The organism is Mesorhizobium sp. BR-1-1-10 (assembly GCF_020165595.1).
GTDB classification, from domain to species: domain Bacteria; phylum Pseudomonadota; class Alphaproteobacteria; order Rhizobiales; family Rhizobiaceae; genus Mesorhizobium; species Mesorhizobium australicum.
On sequence record NZ_JAIUIL010000010.1, the window covers coordinates 161,985 to 184,687 of the forward strand.

Genomic DNA, 22,703 nt, shown 5'->3' on the forward strand with positions numbered 1-22,703 from the left:
CTGGCATTCATGGTTCAGGCCAGGGTCAATCGGTCCTGAGCGGCGGCCGGCCTGTTCGACCGTCGCGGGCGGCCTGTTTCGACCTGCCCGCGATTATCGTCCCACTTGTTTGCCGGCAGGGCAAGAAAAATAGGAAGCAGGCACGGCCGGTCGTCTCATGCGCTGAGCGCGAGCGGTTCGACCGAGCGCCCGTCAAGCAGCGCGAGCTTGCCGCGAGGCGCCGGCCTGCCAAAAAAATAACCTTGGAAACGATTGCACCCGGCCGCCTTGGCGAGAGCGAATTCCTCCGCCGTCTCCACGCCTTCCGCCACGATGGTGACCTCCTGGATGCGCGCGATCTGCGCCAGCGCCGAGACGAATATCTGTGCTACCTGATCGTGAGCGAGGGCGCGGATGTAGGAGCGATCGATCTTGATGATATCGACGGGCAAGGTCTTCAGATAGTTGAAGCCGCAATGGCCGGTGCCGAAATCGTCGAGGGCGATGTGAAAGCCGAGGCCACGCAATGCTTCGAGGCGCCGCAGGATCTCGGGCGTGGCGGCGGTCGCCACCGTCTCGGTGATCTCGATGATGAACTGTGATGCCGACCGGCCAGTGTCCTTCAGCACGCGGTCGCACATGGTCACGATCTCGTCACGCTTGAGCTGCTCGCCGGAGACGTTGATGGAAATGCGGCGGCCGGCGAACTGGCCGATGTCGGCACAAGCCCGCTTGAACACCCATTCGCCGAGCATGTCGATCAACGTCGATCGCTCGGCGATCGCAATGAACTCGGCCGGCGCGATCAGCCCGCGAACCGGGTGGCGCCAGCGGATCAGCCCCTCGAACGCCTCGGTGGAACCGTCCGGGCCGACGATCGGCTGATAATGCAGTTCGAGTTCGCCCAGATAGACCGCGGCGCGCAATTCCCGTTCGACCAGCCGCCGGTAGCGCTTGTCGGACAGCATCTCCTCGTCGAAGACGGTGACGCGGCCACGGCCCGCCGCCTTGCTTTCATAAAGCGCCAGATCGGCAACCAGCATCAATTCCGTCGTGTTCGAGGCATGGGCCGGCGCCAGGGCGACGCCGATCGAAATGGAGAGCGGAATGGTCTTGCCTTCATGCGATTTGCCGGCGCGCATGGCATCCAGCAATCGTCTGACATCCTTGTTGATGGCCGTCAGGTCGCCATGCGGAATGATGACACCGAATTCGTCGCCGCCGAGGCGTCCTACCATGGCGCCGGCAAAGATGCGCTCCGCGGTCTTGACCAGATGCGCCAAGGTGAGGTCGCCGAACTGGTGTCCGAACGTGTCGTTCAACTGCTTGAAATGGTCGAGGTCGATCAAGAGCAAGGCTGCCTCGCGCCTGTCGCGCCTGGTGCCCAGGCTTTCGCGCAGCGCTTCGAGGAAATAGCGTCTCGTCGTGGCGCCGGTCATCGCATCCCTGGTGAGGAAATGATGTTTCTCGGCTTCCGCAGCGGCGGCCGACTGGAGACGATGGACGACGCTGCTGCGCATGTACATCAATGCCAGCAAGGCCAGGCTCGTGGCCAGGATCGAGATGGCGAAGGCACCGCCGGCTGACAGGTCTTGCGAGACGTCGAAAGCGCCAAGCACCGCCGCGCCGGTGCTGATCACGAGCAGCGACTGGATACCGCGATAGATCCGGCCGCTATGGTCCTTGATCGTCGCCAGTATGCTCATCCGCCAGCCCCCGCAATGCAGGCCAACGGCTAGTGCGCAGCCGTTAAGAAGACATTGAATTCGCCGGCATTTCGCTTGGCGGTCCCGTGCCGGCAAGTGTCATGGTTAAGAAATCAGGCCTTCGTCCAAGCGAGGTGACAAGGGCGGTTGCATCAGAGCCGATCCAGACCGAGAATGCGGCTCACTTCGCGGGCCGGCATCTCACCGGCAACCACCAGTTCCAGGGAACAGACGATGAAGATCATTGCTTGCGGCAGCGTGCCGACCGTTATAGCGCCGGAAAAATACTTCACCGGCCGGGTTCTGCAGACGCCAATCATCGAGAAGGAGCCGCCAGCGCGGCTCAGGGCCACGCTGGTCAGTTTCGAGCCCGGCGCGCGCACCCACTGGCACACGCATCCGCTTGGCCAGACGCTTTATGTCACCGCAGGCGCCGGCTTGGTCCAGACATGGGACGGGCCGATCCAGGAAATCAGGGCCGGTGACGTCATCTCCTTCGCGCCTGGCGAGAAGCATTGGCATGGCGCGGCGCCGAAATCGGCAATGACGCACATCGCCATGCAGGAGGCGCTCGACGGCGTCCATGCCGACTGGCTGGAAGAAGTGACCGCGGCGCAATATGGCGGCTGATTGCTGTATCCACAAAACCCGGCGGTAACGCCTGACAGCGGTGACGCCGGGTTTGTTTCGGATCTACCAGATCAGGTCAGCGATGCCGTGAAGCGCTGGATGCGCGTGCAGGCTTCCTCCAGCAGCGTCTCCGAGGTGGCGTAGGAGATGCGGAAGTTGGGACCAAGGCCGAAGGCCGAGCCGAACACCACCGCGACGCCCTCGGCCTCGAGCAGTTCCGAGCAGAAGGCCTCGTCGGTGTCGATCACCTTGCCGGCCCTGGTTTTCTTCCCGATCAGCTGGGCGCAGGACGGATAGACATAGAAGGCGCCTTCCGGCGACGGGCAGGTGATGCCGCGCGCCTGGTTGAGCATCGAGACGACGAGGTCCCGCCTGCCTTGAAAGATCGCCTTGTTCTTGGCGATGAAATCCTGCGGGCCATTCAACGCCTCGACCGAAGCCCATTGCGCGATGGTGCAGGCGCCGGAGGTCTGCTGGCCCTGAATCATGTCCATCGCCTTGATCAACTGGACGGGACCGGCGGCGTAGCCGATGCGCCAGCCGGTCATGGCATAGGCTTTCGAGACGCCGTTCATGGTCAGCGTGCGCTCGTAGAGCTTGGGCTCGACCTCGGCGATGGTCTTGAAGACGAAGTCGCCATAGGTCAGGTGTTCGTACATGTCGTCGGTCAGCGTCCAGACCTGCGGGTGCTTCAACAGCACGTCGGCGAGCGCCCGCAGTTCGGCCTCGCTATAGGCCGCGCCCGACGGGTTCGACGGCGAGTTCATCAGCAGCCATTTGGTCTTCGGCGTGATTGCCTTTTCCAGCACCGCCGGCGTCAGCTTGAAGCCATTGTCGATCGAGGTGTCGGCAAACACCGACGTGCCGCCGCAGATCGCCACCATTTCGGGATAGCTGACCCAGTAGGGGCGGGGGATGATGACCTCGTCGCCGGGGTTCAGCGTCGCCATGAAGGCGTTGAACAGGATCTGCTTGCCGCCGGTGCCGACGATGGTCTGCTCGGGCTTGTAGTCGAGATTGTTCTCGCGCTTGAATTTTTTCGCGATCGCCTCGCGCAGCGGCACGATGCCCGAAACCGGCGGGTATTTGGTCTCGCCACGGCGAATGGCCTCGATCGCCGCATTCTTGATGTTGTCGGGCGTGTCGAAATCGGGCTCGCCGGCGCCAAGGCCAATGATGTCCCGGCCGGCATTTTTCAGCTCGCGCGCTTTCTGCGTCACCGCGATGGTGGCGGAAGGCTTAACGCGGGAAAGGGTGTCGGCAAGAAAGGCCATGACCTTTTGTCTCTCCAAAGGATCGGCGCGGCCAGAAGCGGCCGCGGCGCTTCTCATGTCGCAACATTCCCGTCAGCGCAAGCCTTGTCGGCTGGGCCAGGTGGGGCAGCGCGGTCAATGAGGCGTGATCGGCAAAAGAAAGTTCATTAACGGGCGGTAGAGGCTTGCATGGCAGGATCGCGGTTCAATTCCGCCAGGTCGCGGAGCGAGGAACCTTTGTCGCGCAGCATCGGACTTGCCCATATCACCCGTCATGATGACGGCACCTCGAGTGGTGTCTGGGGCATTTATACGCTGCAAAGCGCTTTTCAGCCGATCTTTGCCTTCAACGAGGGCAAGCTTTCGGTTGCCGCCTTCGAAGGGCTGATCCGTCCGTTTCGCGACGGCGAGCCGCAATCGCCGATGAGCTTTTTTTCGACCTGTCCGGCGGCCGACCGTCTGCATGTCGAGGCGCTGACCAGGACGCTGCATCTGCTCAATGCCGGCGCCTGCCTGCCGCAAGAGGCGTCGATCTTCATCAATTTCGACCCGTCGGTGTTCACCGAGCGCGCTGTCGCCGACAATGCCTTGCGTGACATGCGGCTGGTGCTGCAGGAAGCCGGCATCGATCCGGGCCGCGTCGTTTGCGAGGTGACGGAGCAGAGATCGGCATCGCAGGAAACCCTGCACGGCTTCGTCGCCGCGCTCAGGGCCAACGGCTTCCGGATTGCCGTCGACGACTATGGCGCCGACGATTCCGACATCACCCGCGTCAAGGAATTGCGCCCCGACATTGTCAAGTTCGATGCGCACTGGATCACGCAACTGATGGAATCGGGCGCCGGTTTCGCGCTGCTGACATCCATGGTGAGGAGCTTCGAGGACCAGGGCATCCGCACGGTGTTCGAAGGCATCGAGGAAGGCTGGCAACTGGAGCTGGCGGAACGATCGGGCGCCTCGATGGTCCAGGGCTATGTGCTGGCCCGCCCAGAACTGGCGCCGACGAGTTTCCGCGCTTTCGGCCAGGGCAGTCCCGAGCCGGTTCCTCCTCCGAGCCATGCGTCCGCTCCCGCCGCCGTCGCGCCGCGCACCGGGCGGCCCGCAAAAGCCTTCGGGCGCAAGGTGGCGCCATGAGCGTCGAGCGGCGGCGCACCGTGGGCGATGCGATCTTCGTCGACGAGATCGGCATCGAATGTGGCATCCATGGCGACTTCCGCCTGCGCAGCGCCTACCAGCCGATCTACGCCCAGCGCGGCGGCAGCTTGCATCCGGTCGCCGTCGAGGGCCTGATCGAACCGCACCGCGCCGGCCGGCCGGTGTCGCCGCGGGTGTTCTTCGACAGCGTCGCGGCTCCGGAGCGGCTGTACGTCGAAACAATGTGCCGGGTGCTGCATCTGAGGAATTTCCACAATATCGGGGTCGACGGGCTCGACCTGTTCTTCAATTACAATCCCCTGGTCAACGACCATGCCGGACGGGCGCTGGCCGAGATCCGGCTGATGAGCCGGCACCTCGACGAACTTGGCCTGGCTCCGGCAATGCTCGTGTGTGAAATCACCGAGCAGGCGGCGGACGATGCGCAGCTGGCCAGGCTGGTGCGTGAAATGCGGCGCGACGGCATCCGCATCGCCATTGACGATTTCGGCACCGGCCACTCGACCGTGGAGCGGGTGAGCCTGCTTCAGCCCGACATCGTCAAGATCGATGGCGGCTGGTTCGCGGAATTCTGCCGCCACGCCGCCGCGGAACGCTTCTTCCGCCCGCTGGTGTCCAGCCTCCACGATCGCGGTGCCAAGGTGCTGGTCGAGGGCATCGAACAGCCCACCCATTTGCGTGTCGCGCTCGAAGGCGGAGTCGATTTGCTGCAGGGCTTTCTTCTTGGGCGTCCGGCGCTGGCCGGCACCATCTTCAACGAAGAGCCGCTTGCCGTCGATGCGCTGCTGGGCTTCGACAACAAGGTTGTGCCGTTGCATAAGCGGCGCTGATGGTCGCGCCAAAACAAATCATTGGTTGAGGATGGCGCCGCTGCGATAATCCGCTCGCAGAAGCAGCGCTCCGGGGAACCATGATGATACTTTACAGCATGATCGATAGCGGCAATTGCTACAAGCCGCGTTTACTGATGGCCAAGCTCGGCCTGGCCTTCACCACCGTCGAGGTGAGTTCGCATACCGGCGATACGCGCAAGGCCGATTTCGTCGCCAAGAACCCGAACGCCATGGTGCCACTGCTGGAACTGGACGACGGCCGGCGGCTGGCAGAATCCAACGCCATCCTGCTCTATCTCGCCGAAGGCACGCGCTTGCTGCCCGCGGACAAATATGAGCGCGGGCTCGCTTATCAGTGGCTGTTCTTCGAACAATACAGCCACGAGCCCTATATCGCCGTGCGCAAGGCGCTGCTGACCTTTCCGGAACGCGCAGCGGATGCCACGCCGGAGCGGCTGGCTGTGACGCTGGAGCGCGGCAACAAGGCGCTTGGCGTCATGAACACATATCTCGAAAACAACGCCTTCTTCGCCGGCCGCACATTCAGCATCGCCGACATCGCGCTCTATGCCTATACCCACACGGCGGAGCAGGGCGGGTTCCAGCTCGACGCCTATCCGGCGGTGGTCGCCTGGCTCGGCCGCGTGGAGGCGGACCCGGGGCATGTGCCGATCGAGTGGGTGGGGTAGGCGACGCAGGTGATTGGCGAAAGCGGCAACACAGCGTGATCTCTGAACCCCAGACAAATAAAAAGGCGGGATAAATCCCGCCTTCCCATTTCGGTAGCCTGATTGGGAGCGTCCGGTCCGGGCTGGCAGCTATCTGCTGTTCCAGCTTGTCGGGTCTTTCCGCTCCGGCGCGCTTCTCGCGCGACCGTCAGTACATCCGTGACTTGCCGCGCGCCCCGAACTCTCGTCCGGCGCGCGCCATTTTCAAAATCAGGCTGCCTTGCTCAGAGAACCAGCGGACGACTTGCCGGTGCGGCGGTCCTGCTCGATCTCGAAGTTGATCTTCTGGCCTTCGACCAGGGTCGACAGTCCAGCGCGCTCGACAGCCGAGATGTGGACGAAAACGTCCGCGCCGCCGCTGTCAGGCTGGATGAAGCCGAAACCCTTGGTGGCGTTGAACCACTTGACCGTTCCAGTTGCCATAAAAATAGTCCTTCACATTTGCTTTGGTATGACCGGACCGAAGTCCAGCCGGTGTGCATCGAGATTTTGGAGATAGACGTCAGCAAACGCGAAGATCGCGAGGCCCGGATCGATCGGCCGAAATATCAATGGGGCTGATATAGGCTGCTTTCGCACAAAAAACAAGACTGCGTGAAAACGTCGTGATCCGGGGCCGCCCAACGGCCGCCCCAATCTGGTGAAACCGTGGCGCAAGATCGTGCCGTCCCGGGCGGCGGATCGAGGGAGAGGACCATGAAAACCATCCTGCTTGCCGCCTGCCTCACGCTGGTGGCCGCCCAGGCGCAGGCCATCTCGCGCTACGACCCCACACGTCTGAGCTGCGGCAAGGTTCAGTCGACGATCGCGCGCCAAGGTGCGGTTATCCTTCGCTATCAGTCGAACCGGGTGCCGGGGCTGCCGCTCTATGACCGCTATGTGCAGAGCCAGCAGTTCTGCACCATCGGCGAGGTGCGGACACGCGCCTATGTGCCGAGCGCCGACACCAAGTCCTGTCCGGTGTACAACTGCAAGCGGCCGGACAATGAGCATTTCAGGCATCGATTCATCCGGCGCCATTAGCACCCGGGAGCGGCTTACTGCTCTCAGAAGCCGAAGGACACCTGCGCCGGCGGCGGCGGGCCGACATGCACGCCTTCCATGGCCAGCATCTTTTCCTTGGTGGTCGAGCCGCCGGGCGCCGAGAAGCCGCCGATCTTGCCGCCGGCGGCAAGGATGCGGTGGCACGGGATGACCAGCGGCACCGGATTGGCGCCAAGGGCCGCCCCTGTTTCGCGCGGCAGGCCGGCATGGCCGGCGCGCTTGGCGAGTTCGCCATAGGTGGTGGTTTCGCCATAGCTGAGCTTTCGTGCCGCGTCGTAGATGGCGAGGCGGAAATCGTCGACGCCGTCGAGGTCGACGGGAAAGCCGGTGAAATCGACGTCCTCGCCAGCGGCGTAAGCCTTGATCGAGGCGATCAGTTCGACCACCCATGATGGCTGGGCCGTGGAGGCGGAAATCCCGGCATGGCGCATCAGCCGCCGCTCCACCGCTTCGCGGCTGCGTTCGGGCAGGCAAAGCCGGATCAGGCCCTTTTCGCTCCAGGCGATGCCCATGAAACCGATCACTGTTTCTAACACTGCGTGGCCGGCCGTGATCGAAGATGTCGTTTCCATGCTGCACTCCTTTCCGCAAAGCGGCGAAATCCGGGATTCCTGCCGGTACATATCAGGAACAATATGGCATCGCTGCCTGCATCCCGCCACCCGAAAACCACCAGATGGCCCCGATTGCTACCCAGGAATCGCTGGTGTAAGGAAAATCTTAACACCCGACAAACCGGACACCGAACGCGGCTTGCCAGCAAAACAAACCCTTATCGCCATCGGCGTGATCGTGGCGGCTGCCGGCATCAGCGGCTGCACCTCGACCTCGCAGATGAAGGCCGCGCCGTCGCTGACCGAAACCGCGACCGTTGCCGGCAGCGATGCCGGCTTCACCATCCCCTTGCCGGAGACGGTTTCGGTGCTGCCGCAATCCTCCGGAATCAGCCCCGTCCAGACCACCGAGTCGACTCCAAGCGCGGGTGCACCGGCCCTCGATGCCGTCGCCCAGCCGGCTGCGACCTTTGCCGGGGCGACCCCAACCGCGCCTGCCGTGCCCGCCGTGATGGCCGCCAATGCCTGGCAGGCGCCGGCCCCGGCGAAAGCCGGCCGACCGATCCAGTCGGCGGAGACCTATACGACCGCCGGGCTCATCGTGCCGGCGGTTGCCAAGGGCGGCCAGAAACTGCCTGGCGTGCAGCAGGTGGCCTATGTCGTGCCGCAGAACCCTGCCGCCCTGGTGCAGTTCCCGTCGGAGCCGGTCGAGCCGGAGCAGCATGCGACCGGCATGCGCGGCGACGTCGACCGGCTGATCGTCAAATACGCCGCCTTCTACCAGGTGCCGGTGGATCTGGTGCGCCATGTCGTCAACCGCGAAAGCACCTACAATCCCAAGGCCTACAACAATGGCCATTGGGGGCTGATGCAGATCAAGCACGCGACGGCGCGCGGCATGGGCTATGATGGGCCGGCCAAGGGCCTGTTCGACGCCGAGACCAACCTCAAATACGCGGTCAAATATCTGCGCGGCGCCTGGCTGGTGTCCAACGGCAACGCCAAGAAGGCCGACTGGCTCTACCAGACCGGCTATTATTTCGACGCCAAGCGCAAGGGCCTGCTCGAGGCGACCGGCCTCGGCGTCGACCGCAAGCGCGGGCGCCTTCAGCCCGACGCCTGAGCGCGATGCCCGAACCGCGCCCGCCGGCTCCGAACGACATCCGGCTGCGCAAGATCCTCGACGAGACACTCGTTCCACCGCATTGGCCGGACGGCTTCGTCATGCGCTCGTTCGAGCGCGGCGACGCGCTGCCCCTGCATGCGTTGCTGGGCGAAGTGTTCGACGACGGCACGGACGGCCCCTTCGACGAATGGTGGCCGCGCATATCCGAAGATCCCCAATTCGACCCGGCGCTGTGTTTCCTCGTCATCGACGCCAAGGGCAGGCTGGCGGCGGCTGCACTGTGCTGGAGCTCGGCGTTCGTCAAGGATCTGGCCGTTCATCCAGAGGCGCGCGGCAAGGGTGTCGGCGAAGCGCTGATGTGGCACGCCTTCGCCATTTTTCGCGACCGGGGCGCCGCCCATGTCGACCTCAAGACCAATACGCTCGAGAACCCCGCCGCCGTGCGGCTTTACGAGCGGCTGGGCATGAGGCCCGTCGCCTGGGAAGGCTGACTGGCGGCGATGGCTGTTCGGGAACCCAAGGCGCTGCTCCGCATTCAATGAACGGTGGGGTCCTGACCGGCTGCCGGTGCCGTGCGCCGCCGGCTGCCAAGGGAGATCCACCGCGATGAAGCTTTTCCATGCATGGCTGGCGTTGAGCGCCGCTGTCGTGCTCGCAGCGGGTCCGGCGCGCGCGGTCGAGCTGTCGATCGTGTCGGGCGACACCGGCAACGGCCTCAAGGTGCTGCGCGAGATCCTCGACCGCTATGAGAAGGAGAGCGGCGACACGGTCACCATCGTCGCCATGCCGTCGTCCGGGACCGACCAGTTCGGCCAGTACAGGCTGTGGCTCGCCGCCGGCAACAGCGACGTCGACGTCTACCAGACCGATGTCATCTGGGCGCCGCAGCTCGCCAGCCAGTTCGTCGACCTGACCCAGGCGACCAGGGATGTCGTGGCCCAGCATTTCCCGTCGATCATCCAGTCGCAGACCGTCGACGGCAGGCTGGTGGCGCTGCCGATCTTCACCGATGCGCCGGCGCTCTACTACCGCAAGGACCTGCTCGACAAATACGGCGCCAAGGTGCCGGCCACCTGGAAGGAGCTGGGCGACACCGCCAGGCTGGTGATGGACAAGGAGCGGGCGTCGGGCAACAGGGATATCTGGGGTTTCGTCTTCCAGGGCAACGCCTATGAGGGGCTGACCTGCGACGCGTTCGAATGGGTGGTGTCGAATGGCGGCGGCCATATCGTCGAGCCGGATGGCGCGATTTCAATCAACAACCCCCAGGCGGCGGCCGCGCTCGACATGGCGAAGGCCTGGATCGGCACCATCGCCCCGCCCGGCGTGCTCGCCTACCAGGAAGAGGAGGCGCGCGGCGTGTGGCAGACCGGCAATGCGGTCTTCATGCGCAACTGGCCCTATGCCTATGCACTGGGCAACAGCCAGGGGTCGCCGATCAAGGGCAAGTTCGATGTCGCACCGCTGCCGGCGGGCACGGGCGATGGCGCGCGGCCGGCGGCGACGCTCGGCGGCTGGAACCTCGCGGTCTCGAAATATTCCAAGCACCCGGATGCGGCGATCGAGCTGGTCAAGTTCATCGCCTCGCCGGCAATGCAGAAATACCGCACGCTCAAGACCGCCAACCTGCCGACCATCCAGGCGCTCTATGACGATGCCGACATCGCCCGGCAACAGCCGATCATTCCACACTGGAAAGAGGTCTTCCTCAATGCCGGGCCTCGGCCCTCGGCGGTGACCAGAAACAAGTACAACGAGGCGTCGAGCCAGTTCTGGAACGCCGTCCACAAGACCTTGTCCGGCGAAGGCAGCGCCGCCGACAATCTGGCCGACCTCGAAGCGACGCTGACCCGGCTGAAAGGCGAGGGCTGGTGAGCGTGCATCCGGCCGATGCGCGCTCTGGTTCGAGCCTGACGCGCCAGCGTGCGCGCTCGGCATGGCTGTTCCTGGCGCCGATGCTTGTGGTGCTCGCCGCCGCTGCCGGCTGGCCGCTGGCGCGCACGGTCTATTTCAGCTTCACCGATGCCTCGCTGTCAGACCTCGATGCCCGCCAATGGGTCGGCCTGGCCAATTACGTCTCGGTGCTGCGCATGCCGAGCGGGCGGGTCATCTATGACGGGCTGCTTCTCGATCCGGTCTGGTGGGGCGCCGTTTGGAACACCGTGCGGTTCGCGGTGGTTTCGGTGACCTGCGAGACGATCCTCGGCATGGTCGTCGCCCTGGTGCTCAACGCCGAATTCCCCGGCCGCGGCATCGTCAGGGCGGCGATCCTCATCCCCTGGGCGATCCCGACCATCGTCTCGGCGAAGATGTGGCAGTGGATGCTGAACGACCAGTTCGGCATCATCAATGTCGTGCTCGTCAATCTCGGTCTGATCGACCACAAGATCGCCTGGACCGCCAGCGCCGACACGGCGATGGCGGCGGTGCTGATCGTCGACATCTGGAAGACGACGCCCTTCATGGCGCTGCTGATCCTTGCCGCGCTGCAGATGCTGCCGCGCGAGATCATCGAGGTCGCCAGGCTGGACGGCGCCAATCCCTGGCAGATCTTCTGGCGGGTGACCTTGCCGCTGATCCGCCCGGCGGTGATGGTGGCGGTGATCTTCCGGGCGCTCGATGCGCTGCGCATCTTCGACCTGATCTATGTGCTGACGCCCAACAACGCGCACACCAAGTCGATGTCGGTGTTCGCCCGCGAGAACCTGTTCGAGTTCGACAAGTTCGCCTATGGCTCGGCCGCCTCGACCCTGCTTTTCCTCATCCTCGCTCTGCTCACCATCCTCACCATCCGCATCGGCCGGATAAGCCTGGACGGAGGCCGCTGATATGTGGCTGCTGAAGCGCATAGGTTTTTATCTGCTGGTCGGAGCAATCGTGCTGATCGCGGTGTTCCCGTTCTATTACGCCATCGTCACCAGCCTGAAATCGGGGACCGAGCTGTTCCAGGCCGACCTGTGGCCGAAGGCGCCCAGCCTCGGCAATTATCGCAACGTGCTGTCCGAAGGCGCCTTCCTGCGCAACCTCCTGAACTCGCTGGTCGTCTCTGGCGCGGTGGTGGCGCTGTCGCTGTTCCTCGGCGTCACCGCGGCCTACGCGCTGGCGCGTATCCGTTTTCGCGGCCGCCCGGCATTGCTGTTCGCCATCCTGTCGGTCTCGATGTTCCCGCAGGTGGCGGTGCTGGCCGGGCTGTTCGAGCTGGTGCGGCTGTTCGGCCTCTACAATTCGCTCCTCGCGCTGATCTTCTCCTACATGATCTTCACGCTGCCGTTCACCGTCTGGGTGCTCACCGCTTTCGTGCGCGACCTGCCGGTCGAGGTCGAGGAGGCGGCGATCCTCGACGGCGCGACGCCGTGGATCATCATCACGCGCATCTTCCTGCCGCTGATGTGGCCGGCGCTGGCGACCACCGGGCTGCTGGCCTTCATCGGCGCGTGGAACGAGTTCCTGTTTGCGCTGACCTTCACCTCCAACGACGCGCGGCGGACCGTGCCGGTGGCGATCGCGCTGCTTTCGGGCAATTCGCAGTTCGAAATCCCCTGGGGCAACATCATGGCCGCCTCGGTGATCGTCACGGTGCCGCTGGTGGTGCTGGTGCTGATCTTCCAGCGCAAGATCGTCTCCGGCCTCACTGCCGGCGGGGTGAAGGGGTGAGGGGCGGTCGGCGTTCAGATATCGGGCGCGTTGCCGATTTTCTGCTTGATCTCCAGCGCCCAGGCGCGGCCCTCGTCGCCACCCCATAAGAGCCAGGCGATGGTGCCGGCCGAAGGGTTTTCCTCATTGCCGTAATTCTTGCCGCGCTTGTCGACCTCGTGGCGGGCAAAGTAGCTGACAATGCGGCGGATGGTGGAAGGCGCCAGCTTCTCGCGGTTCTTCAGCTCCGTCGCCCGCGCCACGCCGATCTCGGTGCCGCCACGGCCGAACTGCTTGCGCAGCCGCAGGCCCTTGGCGGCATTGTCGGCCACCACTTGCGGGCAGCGCAGGTCGATCTCGTCGGCTTCGTGCATTCTTCTCTCCACTCCGCAGCTGTAGCCGATAACGGGGATGTGGCAAGGCCGGGCCTGTCCCGATGCGAAATGTCGGGACCGGTTCCGGCCAAACGTCCTTGGGTCGCAGAGCAACCGCGCCGGGACGCCGGCGCGCGGAACCAAGGAGCCGATCATGATCACCTTTCCCAACGAATCCGCCAGATACCGCACCGCGCGCGAAAAGCTGCTGAACAAGGAAATCGAGCTGCGCCGCGCCATGGAAGCCGTGGCCGAGGCGCGCCGCGCGCTGCCGCCGGGCGGGCTGGTGCCGCAGGATTATGTATTCGACGGGCTCGATGCCGCCGGCAAGCCCGCCAGGATAAAATTGTCGGAGCTGTTCACGCCCGGCAAGAACACGCTGATCCTCTACAACATGATGTTCCCGCGCCATCCGCGGGAGACGCGCGACGTCGCGACCAGCGGCGGCACCGCGAAGCTCGCCCGACCCGACCAGCCATGCCCGTCCTGCACCGCCCTGCTCGACCAGTTCGACGGCGCGGTCGGCCATCTCGAAGCGGCCGGCTTCAACTTCGCCGTGGTGGCCAAGACGGCGCTGGAAAACCTCGTCACGCTCGGCCGCGATCGCGGCTGGCGCAACATGCGGCTGCTGTCGTCGGCCAACAACAGCTTCAAGCGCGACTACAATGCCGAGGATGCGGACGGTGCGCAGATCCCGCTGCTGTCGGTGTTCCACCGCGACGCTGACGGCATCAGGCATTTCTGGTCGTCGGAACTCGGCTTCGCACCGACCGAGCCCGGCCAGGACCCGCGCGCCATCGGCACCTGCGAGATCCTGTGGAACCTGATGGATTTCACGCCGGAAGGCCGGCCGAATTTCGGCGAGCAACTGCAATATGGCGAGGCGTGCTGCCACTGAAGTCGCTCGGTCCGCACGCTTCAGTTCCGAGTGGCTCTTCAGCACATGGTCGCCGTCGGCCTGTTCGATGAGGCAGGCGGGCTCGTCGGGGGATGCCTTGTGTTTGACCCGTGTCCTTGATCCGCGCTTCACGTGGCTGCTGAAACTCTCGCTCGGGTCGCCGGAACATCGGAAGATCCGCTGCATTGATAGGAGACGGTTTGCGACCCGCTTCACGGATTAGACGTGCGCCCTGCAATTAAAGACGTATGGGACTTGGTGCGAGAAAGCGTGGTTGGCTTTGTCAACGACAATGCTCTTAGCCATGGCGCGGCGATGGCGTTTTATGCCGCCACGTCGCTGGCCCCGGTCCTGATAATCGTCGTCGCGATAGCCGGCATCGCTTTTGGTCATGACGCGGCACAGTTGGCCTTGTCTGCACAGACATCGGGGCTGATGGGCCGGGAAAGCGCGGCGCTGCTTCAGACGGCGCTCGAAGGGGCATCCAGCAAATCATCGGGGACCCTGGCGGCCCTGATCGGCGTGGCCACGCTGCTCGTCACCGCGTCAGCGGTGTTTGGCGAGATGCAGCAGGCCCTGAATGCAATATGGAAGGTTGAAGCGAAAGGGGATTCGCTGTCGCGTCTGTTGCGCGCGCGTGCGGCAAGTCTGGGCCTGGTCGCCGCCCTTGGCTTCATGTTGCTGGTATCCTTGGCGGCGAGCGCGGCGATCTCGGCTCTGGGCAGTGTGATCAGCGCTCATCTGCCGTTCGGCCAATTTGTTCTGAGCGCCATCAACACCCTGATTTCCTTTTCCCTGATCTCCGTGATGTTTGCCGCGATCTACAAAGTGCTGCCGGACCGTGCCTTGCAATGGCGGGATGTCGGGATCGGTGCCGTGGTGACCGCCGCTCTGTTCACGTTGGGAAAGTCGCTTATCGGTTGGTATATCGGCACGAGTGCGATCGCATCGTCCTATGGTGCGGCCGGAGGGCTGCTCGTCATACTGCTCTGGGTCTATTATTCATCGGAAATCTTTCTGCTCGGTGCGGAGTTGACGCGCGCCTATTCCGTTCGACGGGGGAGCAGGTCCGACCTGGACGGGTTGGTTCAAAATGCTCCGGCTCCGGAAAGCCTTGTTCCAATGCACCGAAGCCCCGGCTCTTCGGGCTTGGTCCCCTTGTTGGCGGTGGCGTGCGTGAGCGCGACGATGACAGCCTTTCTGCTGGGGCCTCGCCGCCCTTAGGGAGAGATCCTGCCGCGGTCGCAAGGCTGCTTTCCCTTCTACGGCGCGACGAGAAGGATGCGGCTGGCAACCTCGCCGCATCTGCGGCGTTGGACTCCTCGAGGGAACCATTCCGATCGGAGACGCCAGATGAAAATGCTCCTGACCATGGTCGCCGTCGCGCTGACCGCCGTCGCGCCCGCCGCCCTTGCCCAGACGAACGGCACCAACTCGAATGCCGTCGCGCCCATGTTGCCCGACAGCAAGGTCGACACCCCGACTTTTGTCGGCACCGTGCCCAGTGCCAATGAATTCGAGATCCAGTCGAGCCAGTTGGCCGAACAGAAATCCGCCTCGGCGGACGTCAAGGCCTTCGCCGCCCAGATGATCAAGGACCACACCAAGGCCGGCGAGGACTTCAAGCAGGCGCTGAGCAAAGGGCAGACCACCGCCTCGATCAAGCCCGCCGGACCGGCGCTGCAGCCCAAGGACCAGCAGATGCTGGACCAGCTGAAAGCCGCCAGCGGCAAGGCGTTCGATGAGAAATACGTCATGATGCAGACCGAGGCCCACAAGCAGGCGGTCGCCCTGTTCAGCACCTATGCGAAATCGGGCGACGACCCCGCGCTGAAGGAATTCGCCAAGAAGACGCTGCCGACGCTGAAGATGCACGAGAAGCACGTGAAGGAGCTCGGCGCGGCGCATTAGGGGGGCGGTGGCCAGGGCGAGAACGGTTCGAGATCCGCGCTCTACGGCGCCCCCCCTGTCCTGCCGGACATCTCCCCCTCAAGTGGGGAGATTGGCGGCTTCGGCGCCGGCTCTCTTCCTGGCGCTGTTGAAAATTGGCGAGAGCAGCGACAACAGCCAATCTCCCCCCAAGAGGGGGAGATGTCCGGCAGGACAGAGGGGGGCGCCGTAGGGCGCTACGTCGGTACGCCCAGGCAAAACGCGCAACTTGGCCCTGTGCCTTCACCGGCCATGCGCTACACTGCCGCCTCACCTCGGGAGCACCCCATGCCCAAGATCGACCTCGCATCCGTGCCCGTGCGCAAGGGCTCGGGCTACCCCGCACCCTTCGACGCCCCTTGCGCCCTCCGCACGCGCCGGCGCCTCGGCGATGCCGGCGGGCTTACCGATTTCGGCGTCAACCTGATGACATTGCCACCCGGCGGCTGGTCGAGCCAGCGTCACTGGCACAGCCACGAGGACGAGCTCGTCTATGTCTTGGAAGGCGAACTGGTGCTGGTCGAGGATGGCGGCGAGACGCTGCTCAAGGCCGGCGACAGTGCTGCCTTCGCCAAGAACAGCGGCAACGGCCACCACATGATCAACCGCTCGCCGGTCACCGCGCGCTACCTGGAAGTCGGCTCGCGCTCTCAGGACGATGTCATCACCTGTTCGGACATCGACATGATGAGCCCGAGTTCGGACGGGCGCTTCCTGCACAAGGACGGCACGCCGTATCCGGGGCAGGGGTGAGGGCAATCGCATAGGGCGGCGCCGCCCCCTCTCCGTCTCGGCTTCGCCGCGCCACCTCTCCCCCACGCTGTGGGGGCGAGGAACCCAGGTTTTTCAAGGCCGCGACGTCCGAGATTGGCGTTTCCTCGCCCCCATGAAATGGGGGAGAGGTGGCCCGGCACAGCCGGGTCGGAGAGGGGGAGCGCCATACGAGATTCTCTGGGACAGTGACGAGCTCCGGCTCTGCACCAAGGGTTTGCCACTGGCGTTCCGCCAGTGCCGGGATAAGCTCCCACAACCCAGGGAGCACCACCATGAAAAAAGAAGTCATCGAAGTGCCCGTCATGTCGGACAAGGTGCGGGCGCTGGGCCTGCCCTGTTCGACGGCGGTGCGGGCCAACGGCTTCGTGTTCATCTCGGCGACGCCGCCGGTGGACATGGTGACCGGCGAGATGGTGCGCGGCGACATCGAGGTCCAGACCGAGGCGTCGCTGAAGGCGTTGAAACACTGCCTGGAAGCGGCCGGAACCTCGCTGGAAAACGTCGTGATGGTGCGCATCTACGCCGTCAATTCCGGCTTCTACAACGCGATAAACAGGGTGTATGCGCGGTATTTCAATGTGAACCCGCCGGCGCGGAGTTTCGTGCCGGTGGCGTCATGGCCGATGGAGTTTGATATCGAGATTGAGTGCGTGGCTGTGGGGTGAGGGGGGCCTAAACCGCAATGCGTCGTATTTCTCTCCCCTTAGAAAAAAGCAGTCAATCTCAACTTCCTTCGGGATCTACGGATGACGTGAACTGCTGGAAAATCGGTAGAGAGGGACTGACAAGCGCATATTTGTCTAATCAGACACGTTAACAGTCTGGTTAGACAAAATACCGTTTGCGTCCCGTCCGAATCGTGATACAAGCGGCGCAAAGGATGGCACCCATGGACGGAAAACGATCTCGCGGAGCGCTGCTCGAATTTATCGACTACCTTTCCAAGAAAGGGTTGATGAACAAGGCTACTGCCAACGCTCGCAAAGCTGCAGCTAACACAGTGCTTAGCATCTTGGATGAGAATGAGGCCGAAGACGTCACAGTTATTGACATTGATCAGTTGTTTGTCAGGTATGCCAATCTTGCTGGGTCGAAATATAAGCCGGAAAGTCTGAATGTTTACAAAGGTCGCCTGAGAGCGGCGATTGAAGATTTCAAGAATTACCAGAGCAATCCAATGACTTTCCGTCCCTCGGTGCAGTCGAATGGACGCAAGCCAACGGAGCGACCGAGAGCTTCTGGGCAAGGGGAGCCCGCAGTCCCTTACCAGTCTGTGCCTCGCCCTACGGTTAGTGCTTCGGGACCTCCGCCAGCCTCAGTATCAATTTTGCCGGTTCCTATCAGGCCAGAGCTAGTCGTCCAAATTCAAGGGCTTCCCTATGATTTGACCCCTGCAGAGGCGAATAAGATCGCGAACGTGATACGTGCGATGGCGTCTACGGAATAATTTCCCGGTCCAAATGGGAGATTAGCTCAGCCTAGCTGAGACCACGGGAGCCGCTGGCTCGGTGTCCAAAACCGATGTCCAGCGGCCCTCTTGCCCGTACTGGGGCAAGAAAATAATAATGAACAAACTTGATGATTGCAATTCAATTTGCCTCTAGCAGCCTTGGCATTCAATGACTTCCCCTGACCCGACGCGACAGAAGGAGGCATGGCGAGAGATCGACAGCATTTTTTTGGACGCAAAGAATACTTGGGTAATTCATTATTCCTGCGAAAGTTTCTATGATCGGGCCGAGGGCCGCTCCCCTAGGGTTACCTCTATTGGTGTTCGCAAGTTGAGCGATGCGCAGACGCATTCATTCTCTATTCACCAAATTGCTGAGCGCCAAGGCGTGGCGTTTGGAGAGATAGAGCAGCATTACGATCGATTGGAGCGGCTTATGTTGGATGCGTTCTTTTCGTTTGTGGGCTCATACCGAAACAGTCACTTTTTGCATTGGAATATGCGCGATGCAAACTATGGATTCGCCGCAATCGAGCATCGCTATACTGTTCTCGGTGGTACTCCTGTTATAATCGACGATGAGCGAAAGCATGATCTTTCGAGGATTATTATAAACATTTATGGCAAGGGGTATATTTCGCACCCTAGAATGGAATCGCTAATCGAAAAAAATCAGATACGACCTTTGGATTTTATGACCGGAGCACAAGAGGCGGCTGCGTTCGATCAGAGAAATTTTAACGGCCTCCATCAGTCCACGTTGCGTAAAGCGGACATCCTGGCAAATCTCGCAACTCTGGTGAAAGATCGTTCTCTCAAAACTAACACTACGCGGTGGGAAATGCATGGCGGTCGCATTCGTGCGAGTGTTTCATGGGCCCTCGAAAACAAACTTGTTGCTTTCTCGGCCAGTATTGCAAGCATCATAGGCTTAGGGCTAACGATCTATGCCCTAAAGTAGCGCGCTACCCTCATCTGTGCCGGCATCTTCTCTCCGTTAAATGGGGAGAAGGGATCTAATCTTACCCAAAATACTCCTGCAGCGGCCTGACCTCCAGGCTCCCCGCCTTCAGCGCCGCGATCGCCTCGGCCACGGCCGCGGCACCCGACAGCGTCGTGTAGTACGGCACCTTCTGCATCAGCGTTGCCCGGCGCAGCGATTTGGAGTCCGACACCGCCTTCTGGCCATCAGTCGTGTTGAACACGATCTGGACCTGGCGGTTGCGGATGGCGTCCTCGATGTGAGGGCGGCCTTCCAGGACCTTGTTGATTTTCTGGGCGTCGACGCCGTTTTCGGCGAGGAAGCGTTGCGTGCCCGAGGTGGCCAGCACCTTGAAGCCGAGGCCGGCGAGGCGCTTGACCGCCGGCAGGATGCCTTTCTTGTCCTCGTCGCGCACCGAGACGAACAGCGTGCCGGAGCGGGGCAGGTCGACGCCGGCGCCGAGCTGGCTCTTGGCGAAGGCCAGCGCGAAGTCGCGGTCGAGGCCCATGACCTCGCCGGTCGAACGCATTTCCGGGCCGAGCAAGATGTCGACGCCGGGGAAGCGGGCGAAGGGGAAGACGGCTTCCTTGACCGCGATATGGCCGGGGTTGCGGGGGTCGGGCATGGCGCCGTAATGGGCGAAGGCGTCTTCTAGCGTCTCGCCGGCCATGATGCGGGCGGCGATTTTCGCGATCGGGCGGCCGATCGTCTTGGCGACGAAGGGCACGGTGCGCGACGCTCGCGGGTTGACCTCCAGCACATAGACCGTGCCGTCCTTGATCGCGTATTGCACGTTCATCAGTCCGCCGACATTGAGCGCGCGGGCAAGGGCTGATGTCTGGCGCTCGAGCTCGTCGACGAGGGCCGAGGGCAGCGAATGAACCGGCAGCGAGCAGGCGCTGTCGCCCGAGTGGATGCCGGCTTCCTCGATGTGCTCGAGAATGCCCGACACGAAGGTCGCCTTGCCGTCGCAGAGGCAGTCGACATCGACCTCGATGGCGCCGGAGAGATAGGTGTCGAACAGCAGCGGGTTCTTGCCCAGCAGCGTGTTGATCTGGCCGGTCTTGTCGTTGGGGTATTTCTGCTTGATGTCCTCCGGCACCAGGCCGGGCACGGTGTCGAGCAAATAGGACTGCAGCATGCCCTCGTCATGGATGATCTGCATGGCGCGGCCGCCGAGCACATAGGAGGGGCGCACCACCAGCGGGAAGCCGAGCTCGCCGGCGACGAGGCGGGCCTGCTCGACCGAATAGGCGATGCCGTTCTTCGGCTGGCTGAGGTTGAGCTTGTGCAGCAGTTTCTGGAAGCGGTCGCGGTCTTCGGCCAGATCGATCATGTCGGGCGAGGTGCCGAGGATCGGAATGCCGGCCTTCTCCAGCGCGTCGGCCAGCTTCAGCGGCGTCTGGCCGCCGAACTGGACGATGACGCCGACCAGTTCGCCCGAGGCCTGCTCGGCGCGCAGGATCTCCAGCACGTCCTCCGCCGTCAGCGGCTCGAAATAGAGCCGGTCCGACGTGTCGTAATCGGTCGACACGGTTTCGGGGTTGCAGTTGATCATGATCGCTTCATAGCCGGCGTCGCGCAGCGCGAAGGCGGCGTGGCAGCAGCAATAGTCGAACTCGATGCCCTGGCCGATGCGGTTCGGTCCGCCGCCGAGAATGACGACCTTCTTGCGCGCCGAGACCTGCGCCTCGTTGGCGAGCGCGCCGGCGAAGGGCACTTCGTAGGTCGAGTACATGTAGGCGGTGGGCGAGGCGAACTCGGCGGCGCAGGTGTCGATGCGCTTGTAAACCGGATGAACGTCGAGCTTTTCGCGAGTCTTCTGAACGACTTCGGCGTCGGTCTTCGTCAGTGACGCGAGGCGGGCGTCGGAGAAGCCCATCGCCTTCAGCATGCGCAGATTGACGGCGTCGCCCGGAATGCCGTGCTCGCGGATGCGGGCTTCCATGGCGACGATGCCGGCGATCTGTTCGAGGAACCAAGGGTCGATCTTGCACATGGCGTGCACGTCTTCCAGAGAGGTGCCCATGCGGATCGCCTGCGCCACCATGCGCAGCCGGTCGGGCGTCGGCGTGCCCAAGGCGGCGCGGATGGCGTTGCGGTCGTCGGCGCTGTTGGTCGCGCCGAGGCCGGGGATCTCGATCTCGTCGAGGCCGGTGAGGCCGGTTTCGAGACCGCGCAGCGCCTTCTGCAAAGACTCCTGGAAGGTGCGGCCGATGGCCATGACTTCGCCGACCGACTTCATGGCCGTGGTCAGCACCGGCTCGGCGCCGGGGAACTTTTCAAAGGCAAAGCGCGGGATCTTGGTCACGACATAGTCGATGCTCGGCTCGAACGAGGCGGGCGTGGCGCCGCCGGTGATGTCGTTCTCCAGCTCGTCTAGCGTGTAGCCGACGGCAAGCTTGGCGGCGATCTTGGCGATCGGGAAGCCGGTCGCCTTGGAGGCGAGCGCGGACGAGCGCGAGACGCGCGGGTTCATCTCGATGACGACGAGACGGCCATCGACCGGGTTGACGGCGAACTGCACGTTGGAGCCGCCGGTCTCGACGCCGATCTCGCGCAGCACCGCGATCGAGGCGTTGCGCATCATCTGGTATTCCTTGTCGGTCAAGGTCAGTGCCGGGGCGACGGTGATGCTGTCGCCCGTGTGCACGCCCATCGGGTCGATGTTCTCGATCGAGCAGACGATGATGCAATTGTCCGCTCTGTCGCGGACCACCTCCATCTCATACTCCTTCCAGCCGAGCACGCTTTCCTCGATCAGCACTTCGGTGGTCGGCGAGGCGTCGAGGCCGGACTGGACGATCTCGTAAAATTCGGCCCTGTTGTAGGCGATGCCACCGCCGGTGCCGCCCATGGTGAAGGACGGGCGGATGATGGCCGGCAGGCCGACATGGTCGAGCGCCTGGGCGGCGATCGCCATGCCGTGGCTGATGTAGCGCTGCTTGCGGTCGCCTTCGCCGAGGTTCCAGCGGGTTTCCAGCGCATCGAGTTCGGCGTCGAGATTGTCGGGCTTCTCGGCCTTCAGCGCGGCGCGCTCGGCCTCATGCGTCTTGCGGTCGGCGTTCTTGACGTCGGTGGCGTTGGCCAGCATCGACTTCGGTGTTTCCAACCCGATCGTCTTCATCGCCTCGCGAAACAGCGCGCGGTCCTCGGCCTTGTCGATGGCATGGGCGTCGGCGCCGATCATCTCGACATTGTAGCGCTCGAGCACGCCCATGCGGCGCAGCGACAAAGCGGTGTTGAGCGCGGTCTGGCCGCCCATGGTCGGCAGCAGCGCGTCGGGCCGCTCCTTGGCGATGATCTTGGCGACCACTTCGGGGGTGATCGGCTCGATATAGGTGGCGTCGGCCAGTTCCGGGTCGGTCATGATGGTGGCCGGGTTGGAATTGACCAGGATGACGCGAAAGCCCTCTTCCTTCAGCGCCTTGCAGGCCTGGGTGCCGGAATAGTCGAATTCGCAGGCCTGGCCGATGACGATGGGGCCGGCCCCGATGATCAGGATCGACTTGATGTCGGTGCGTCTGGGCATGTCTATGAATTCCGTTCGGCAGCGGGCTTGCACAAAAAACCGGGACGGGAAGACCCGGCCGGTTGTGCTCGCGATTCTGGTATCAGGCTAGGAGGGCCTTATAGGGAAGAGTTTTGCCCGATG

At 63.3% G+C, this 22,703-nt stretch carries 23 protein-coding genes; 17 read left to right on the top strand and 6 right to left on the bottom strand.

Annotation, left to right across the window (positions count from 1 at the left end):
- Positions 1-155: 155 nt before the first annotated feature.
- Positions 156-1,685 (bottom strand): putative bifunctional diguanylate cyclase/phosphodiesterase, encoded by a 1,530-nt coding sequence (locus tag LB555_RS22110; protein WP_224683749.1) that lies wholly within the window; start codon positions 1,683-1,685, stop codon positions 156-158.
- A 234-nt stretch (positions 1,686-1,919) separates the two neighbouring features.
- Between LB555_RS22110 and LB555_RS22115 the strand changes: the two genes are divergently transcribed.
- Entirely contained in the window at positions 1,920-2,315 is a 396-nt protein-coding gene (locus LB555_RS22115; protein ID WP_140617749.1) for a cupin domain-containing protein, read from the top strand.
- 71 nt (positions 2,316-2,386) lie between these two features.
- Here the strand turns inward: LB555_RS22115 and LB555_RS22120 are convergent, their stop codons facing one another.
- Positions 2,387-3,589: a pyridoxal phosphate-dependent aminotransferase gene (locus tag LB555_RS22120; RefSeq protein ID WP_140664964.1), complete on the bottom strand. Its 1,203-nt coding sequence runs from the start codon at positions 3,587-3,589 to the stop codon at positions 2,387-2,389.
- Between the two features lie 216 nt (positions 3,590-3,805).
- On the opposite strand from LB555_RS22120, the gene LB555_RS22125 reads away from it, so the two are divergent.
- From LB555_RS22125 to LB555_RS22135, 3 genes are all read left to right on the top strand, one after another.
- On the top strand, positions 3,806-4,702 hold the full coding sequence (locus LB555_RS22125) for an EAL domain-containing protein (protein WP_224683750.1): 897 nt from the start codon (positions 3,806-3,808) through the stop codon (positions 4,700-4,702).
- A complete protein-coding gene (locus tag LB555_RS22130) occupies positions 4,699-5,553 on the top strand; it encodes an EAL domain-containing protein (RefSeq protein ID WP_224683751.1) in 855 nt (284 codons plus the stop codon). The genes LB555_RS22125 and LB555_RS22130 overlap by 4 nt, the downstream gene beginning before the upstream one ends.
- Before the next feature lie 83 nt (positions 5,554-5,636).
- Complete coding sequence (locus tag LB555_RS22135; protein WP_015316173.1) at positions 5,637-6,245, top strand: glutathione S-transferase family protein; 609 nt, start codon at positions 5,637-5,639, stop codon at positions 6,243-6,245.
- A gap of 249 nt (positions 6,246-6,494) precedes the next feature.
- On the opposite strand, the gene LB555_RS22140 is transcribed toward LB555_RS22135, so the two are convergent.
- Positions 6,495-6,707, bottom strand: a complete 213-nt coding sequence (locus LB555_RS22140) for a cold-shock protein (protein ID WP_015316174.1) — start codon at positions 6,705-6,707, stop codon at positions 6,495-6,497.
- A 273-nt stretch (positions 6,708-6,980) separates the two neighbouring features.
- Between LB555_RS22140 and LB555_RS22145 the strand changes: the two genes are divergently transcribed.
- Positions 6,981-7,307 carry a hypothetical protein gene (locus tag LB555_RS22145; protein WP_224683752.1) on the top strand — a complete coding sequence of 109 codons (327 nt, stop codon included), beginning with the start codon at positions 6,981-6,983 and terminating at the stop codon, positions 7,305-7,307.
- Positions 7,308-7,330: 23 nt separating this feature from the next.
- Here LB555_RS22145 and LB555_RS22150 read toward each other — a convergent pair whose 3' ends face one another.
- Positions 7,331-7,900, bottom strand: coding sequence for a methylated-DNA--[protein]-cysteine S-methyltransferase (locus tag LB555_RS22150; protein WP_140713725.1), 570 nt, complete (start codon positions 7,898-7,900; stop codon positions 7,331-7,333).
- Positions 7,901-8,081: 181 nt separating this feature from the next.
- Here LB555_RS22150 and LB555_RS22155 point away from each other — a divergent pair, with 181 nt between their 5' ends.
- The 5 genes from LB555_RS22155 (at position 8,082) to LB555_RS22175 (ending at position 12,662) form a co-directional block, all read left to right on the top strand.
- Positions 8,082-9,005: a lytic transglycosylase domain-containing protein gene (locus LB555_RS22155; protein ID WP_224683753.1), complete on the top strand. Its 924-nt coding sequence runs from the start codon at positions 8,082-8,084 to the stop codon at positions 9,003-9,005.
- 5 nt (positions 9,006-9,010) lie between these two features.
- Positions 9,011-9,499 (top strand): GNAT family N-acetyltransferase, encoded by a 489-nt coding sequence (locus tag LB555_RS22160; protein ID WP_140617760.1) that lies wholly within the window; start codon positions 9,011-9,013, stop codon positions 9,497-9,499.
- Positions 9,500-9,614: 115 nt separating this feature from the next.
- Entirely contained in the window at positions 9,615-10,883 is a 1,269-nt protein-coding gene (locus LB555_RS22165; protein WP_224683754.1) for an ABC transporter substrate-binding protein, read from the top strand.
- An 80-nt stretch (positions 10,884-10,963) separates the two neighbouring features.
- Positions 10,964-11,836 carry a carbohydrate ABC transporter permease gene (locus LB555_RS22170; protein ID WP_224683802.1) on the top strand — a complete coding sequence of 291 codons (873 nt, stop codon included), beginning with the start codon at positions 10,964-10,966 and terminating at the stop codon, positions 11,834-11,836.
- 1 nt (position 11,837) lies between these two features.
- A complete protein-coding gene (locus tag LB555_RS22175; RefSeq protein ID WP_224683755.1) occupies positions 11,838-12,662 on the top strand; it encodes a carbohydrate ABC transporter permease in 825 nt (274 codons plus the stop codon).
- 14 nt (positions 12,663-12,676) lie between these two features.
- On the opposite strand, the gene LB555_RS22180 is transcribed toward LB555_RS22175, so the two are convergent.
- Entirely contained in the window at positions 12,677-13,015 is a 339-nt protein-coding gene (locus tag LB555_RS22180) for a hypothetical protein (protein WP_140664989.1), read from the bottom strand.
- A 154-nt stretch (positions 13,016-13,169) separates the two neighbouring features.
- On the opposite strand from LB555_RS22180, the gene LB555_RS22185 reads away from it, so the two are divergent.
- From LB555_RS22185 to LB555_RS22215, 7 genes are all read left to right on the top strand, one after another.
- Positions 13,170-13,913 (top strand): DUF899 family protein, encoded by a 744-nt coding sequence (locus tag LB555_RS22185; RefSeq protein WP_224683756.1) that lies wholly within the window; start codon positions 13,170-13,172, stop codon positions 13,911-13,913.
- Positions 13,914-14,138: 225 nt separating this feature from the next.
- Positions 14,139-15,137 carry a YihY/virulence factor BrkB family protein gene (locus LB555_RS22190; RefSeq protein ID WP_224683757.1) on the top strand — a complete coding sequence of 333 codons (999 nt, stop codon included), beginning with the start codon at positions 14,139-14,141 and terminating at the stop codon, positions 15,135-15,137.
- A gap of 129 nt (positions 15,138-15,266) precedes the next feature.
- Entirely contained in the window at positions 15,267-15,824 is a 558-nt protein-coding gene (locus LB555_RS22195; RefSeq protein WP_224683758.1) for a DUF4142 domain-containing protein, read from the top strand.
- Between the two features lie 306 nt (positions 15,825-16,130).
- Positions 16,131-16,595 carry a cupin domain-containing protein gene (locus LB555_RS22200; protein WP_224683759.1) on the top strand — a complete coding sequence of 155 codons (465 nt, stop codon included), beginning with the start codon at positions 16,131-16,133 and terminating at the stop codon, positions 16,593-16,595.
- A gap of 293 nt (positions 16,596-16,888) precedes the next feature.
- Entirely contained in the window at positions 16,889-17,281 is a 393-nt protein-coding gene (locus LB555_RS22205) for a RidA family protein (RefSeq protein WP_140789581.1), read from the top strand.
- A gap of 224 nt (positions 17,282-17,505) precedes the next feature.
- Complete coding sequence (locus LB555_RS22210) at positions 17,506-18,063, top strand: hypothetical protein (RefSeq protein WP_224683760.1); 558 nt, start codon at positions 17,506-17,508, stop codon at positions 18,061-18,063.
- Between the two features lie 172 nt (positions 18,064-18,235).
- On the top strand, positions 18,236-19,027 hold the full coding sequence (locus LB555_RS22215) for a hypothetical protein (RefSeq protein ID WP_224683761.1): 792 nt from the start codon (positions 18,236-18,238) through the stop codon (positions 19,025-19,027).
- 61 nt (positions 19,028-19,088) lie between these two features.
- Here the strand turns inward: LB555_RS22215 and carB are convergent, their stop codons facing one another.
- Positions 19,089-22,580 (bottom strand): carbamoyl-phosphate synthase large subunit, encoded by a 3,492-nt coding sequence (gene carB / locus LB555_RS22220; protein WP_224683762.1) that lies wholly within the window; start codon positions 22,578-22,580, stop codon positions 19,089-19,091.
- Positions 22,581-22,703 lie beyond the last annotated feature (123 nt).

Coding starts and splice junctions, on each gene's coding strand:
- LB555_RS22110 (WP_224683749.1), bottom strand. CDS start 1,685: ATGAGCATACTGGCGACGATCAAGGACCATAGCGGCCGGATCTATCGC.
- LB555_RS22115 (WP_140617749.1), top strand. CDS start 1,920: ATGAAGATCATTGCTTGCGGCAGCGTGCCGACCGTTATAGCGCCGGAA.
- LB555_RS22120 (WP_140664964.1), bottom strand. CDS start 3,589: ATGGCCTTTCTTGCCGACACCCTTTCCCGCGTTAAGCCTTCCGCCACC.
- LB555_RS22130 (WP_224683751.1), top strand. CDS start 4,699: ATGAGCGTCGAGCGGCGGCGCACCGTGGGCGATGCGATCTTCGTCGAC.
- LB555_RS22135 (WP_015316173.1), top strand. CDS start 5,637: ATGATACTTTACAGCATGATCGATAGCGGCAATTGCTACAAGCCGCGT.
- LB555_RS22140 (WP_015316174.1), bottom strand. CDS start 6,707: ATGGCAACTGGAACGGTCAAGTGGTTCAACGCCACCAAGGGTTTCGGC.
- LB555_RS22145 (WP_224683752.1), top strand. CDS start 6,981: ATGAAAACCATCCTGCTTGCCGCCTGCCTCACGCTGGTGGCCGCCCAG.
- LB555_RS22150 (WP_140713725.1), bottom strand. CDS start 7,900: ATGGAAACGACATCTTCGATCACGGCCGGCCACGCAGTGTTAGAAACA.
- LB555_RS22160 (WP_140617760.1), top strand. CDS start 9,011: ATGCCCGAACCGCGCCCGCCGGCTCCGAACGACATCCGGCTGCGCAAG.
- LB555_RS22165 (WP_224683754.1), top strand. CDS start 9,615: ATGAAGCTTTTCCATGCATGGCTGGCGTTGAGCGCCGCTGTCGTGCTC.
- LB555_RS22170 (WP_224683802.1), top strand. CDS start 10,964: ATGCTTGTGGTGCTCGCCGCCGCTGCCGGCTGGCCGCTGGCGCGCACG.
- LB555_RS22175 (WP_224683755.1), top strand. CDS start 11,838: ATGTGGCTGCTGAAGCGCATAGGTTTTTATCTGCTGGTCGGAGCAATC.
- LB555_RS22180 (WP_140664989.1), bottom strand. CDS start 13,015: ATGCACGAAGCCGACGAGATCGACCTGCGCTGCCCGCAAGTGGTGGCC.
- LB555_RS22185 (WP_224683756.1), top strand. CDS start 13,170: ATGATCACCTTTCCCAACGAATCCGCCAGATACCGCACCGCGCGCGAA.
- LB555_RS22195 (WP_224683758.1), top strand. CDS start 15,267: ATGAAAATGCTCCTGACCATGGTCGCCGTCGCGCTGACCGCCGTCGCG.
- LB555_RS22200 (WP_224683759.1), top strand. CDS start 16,131: ATGCCCAAGATCGACCTCGCATCCGTGCCCGTGCGCAAGGGCTCGGGC.
- LB555_RS22205 (WP_140789581.1), top strand. CDS start 16,889: ATGAAAAAAGAAGTCATCGAAGTGCCCGTCATGTCGGACAAGGTGCGG.
- LB555_RS22210 (WP_224683760.1), top strand. CDS start 17,506: ATGGACGGAAAACGATCTCGCGGAGCGCTGCTCGAATTTATCGACTAC.
- LB555_RS22215 (WP_224683761.1), top strand. CDS start 18,236: ATGACTTCCCCTGACCCGACGCGACAGAAGGAGGCATGGCGAGAGATC.
- carB (WP_224683762.1), bottom strand. CDS start 22,580: ATGCCCAGACGCACCGACATCAAGTCGATCCTGATCATCGGGGCCGGC.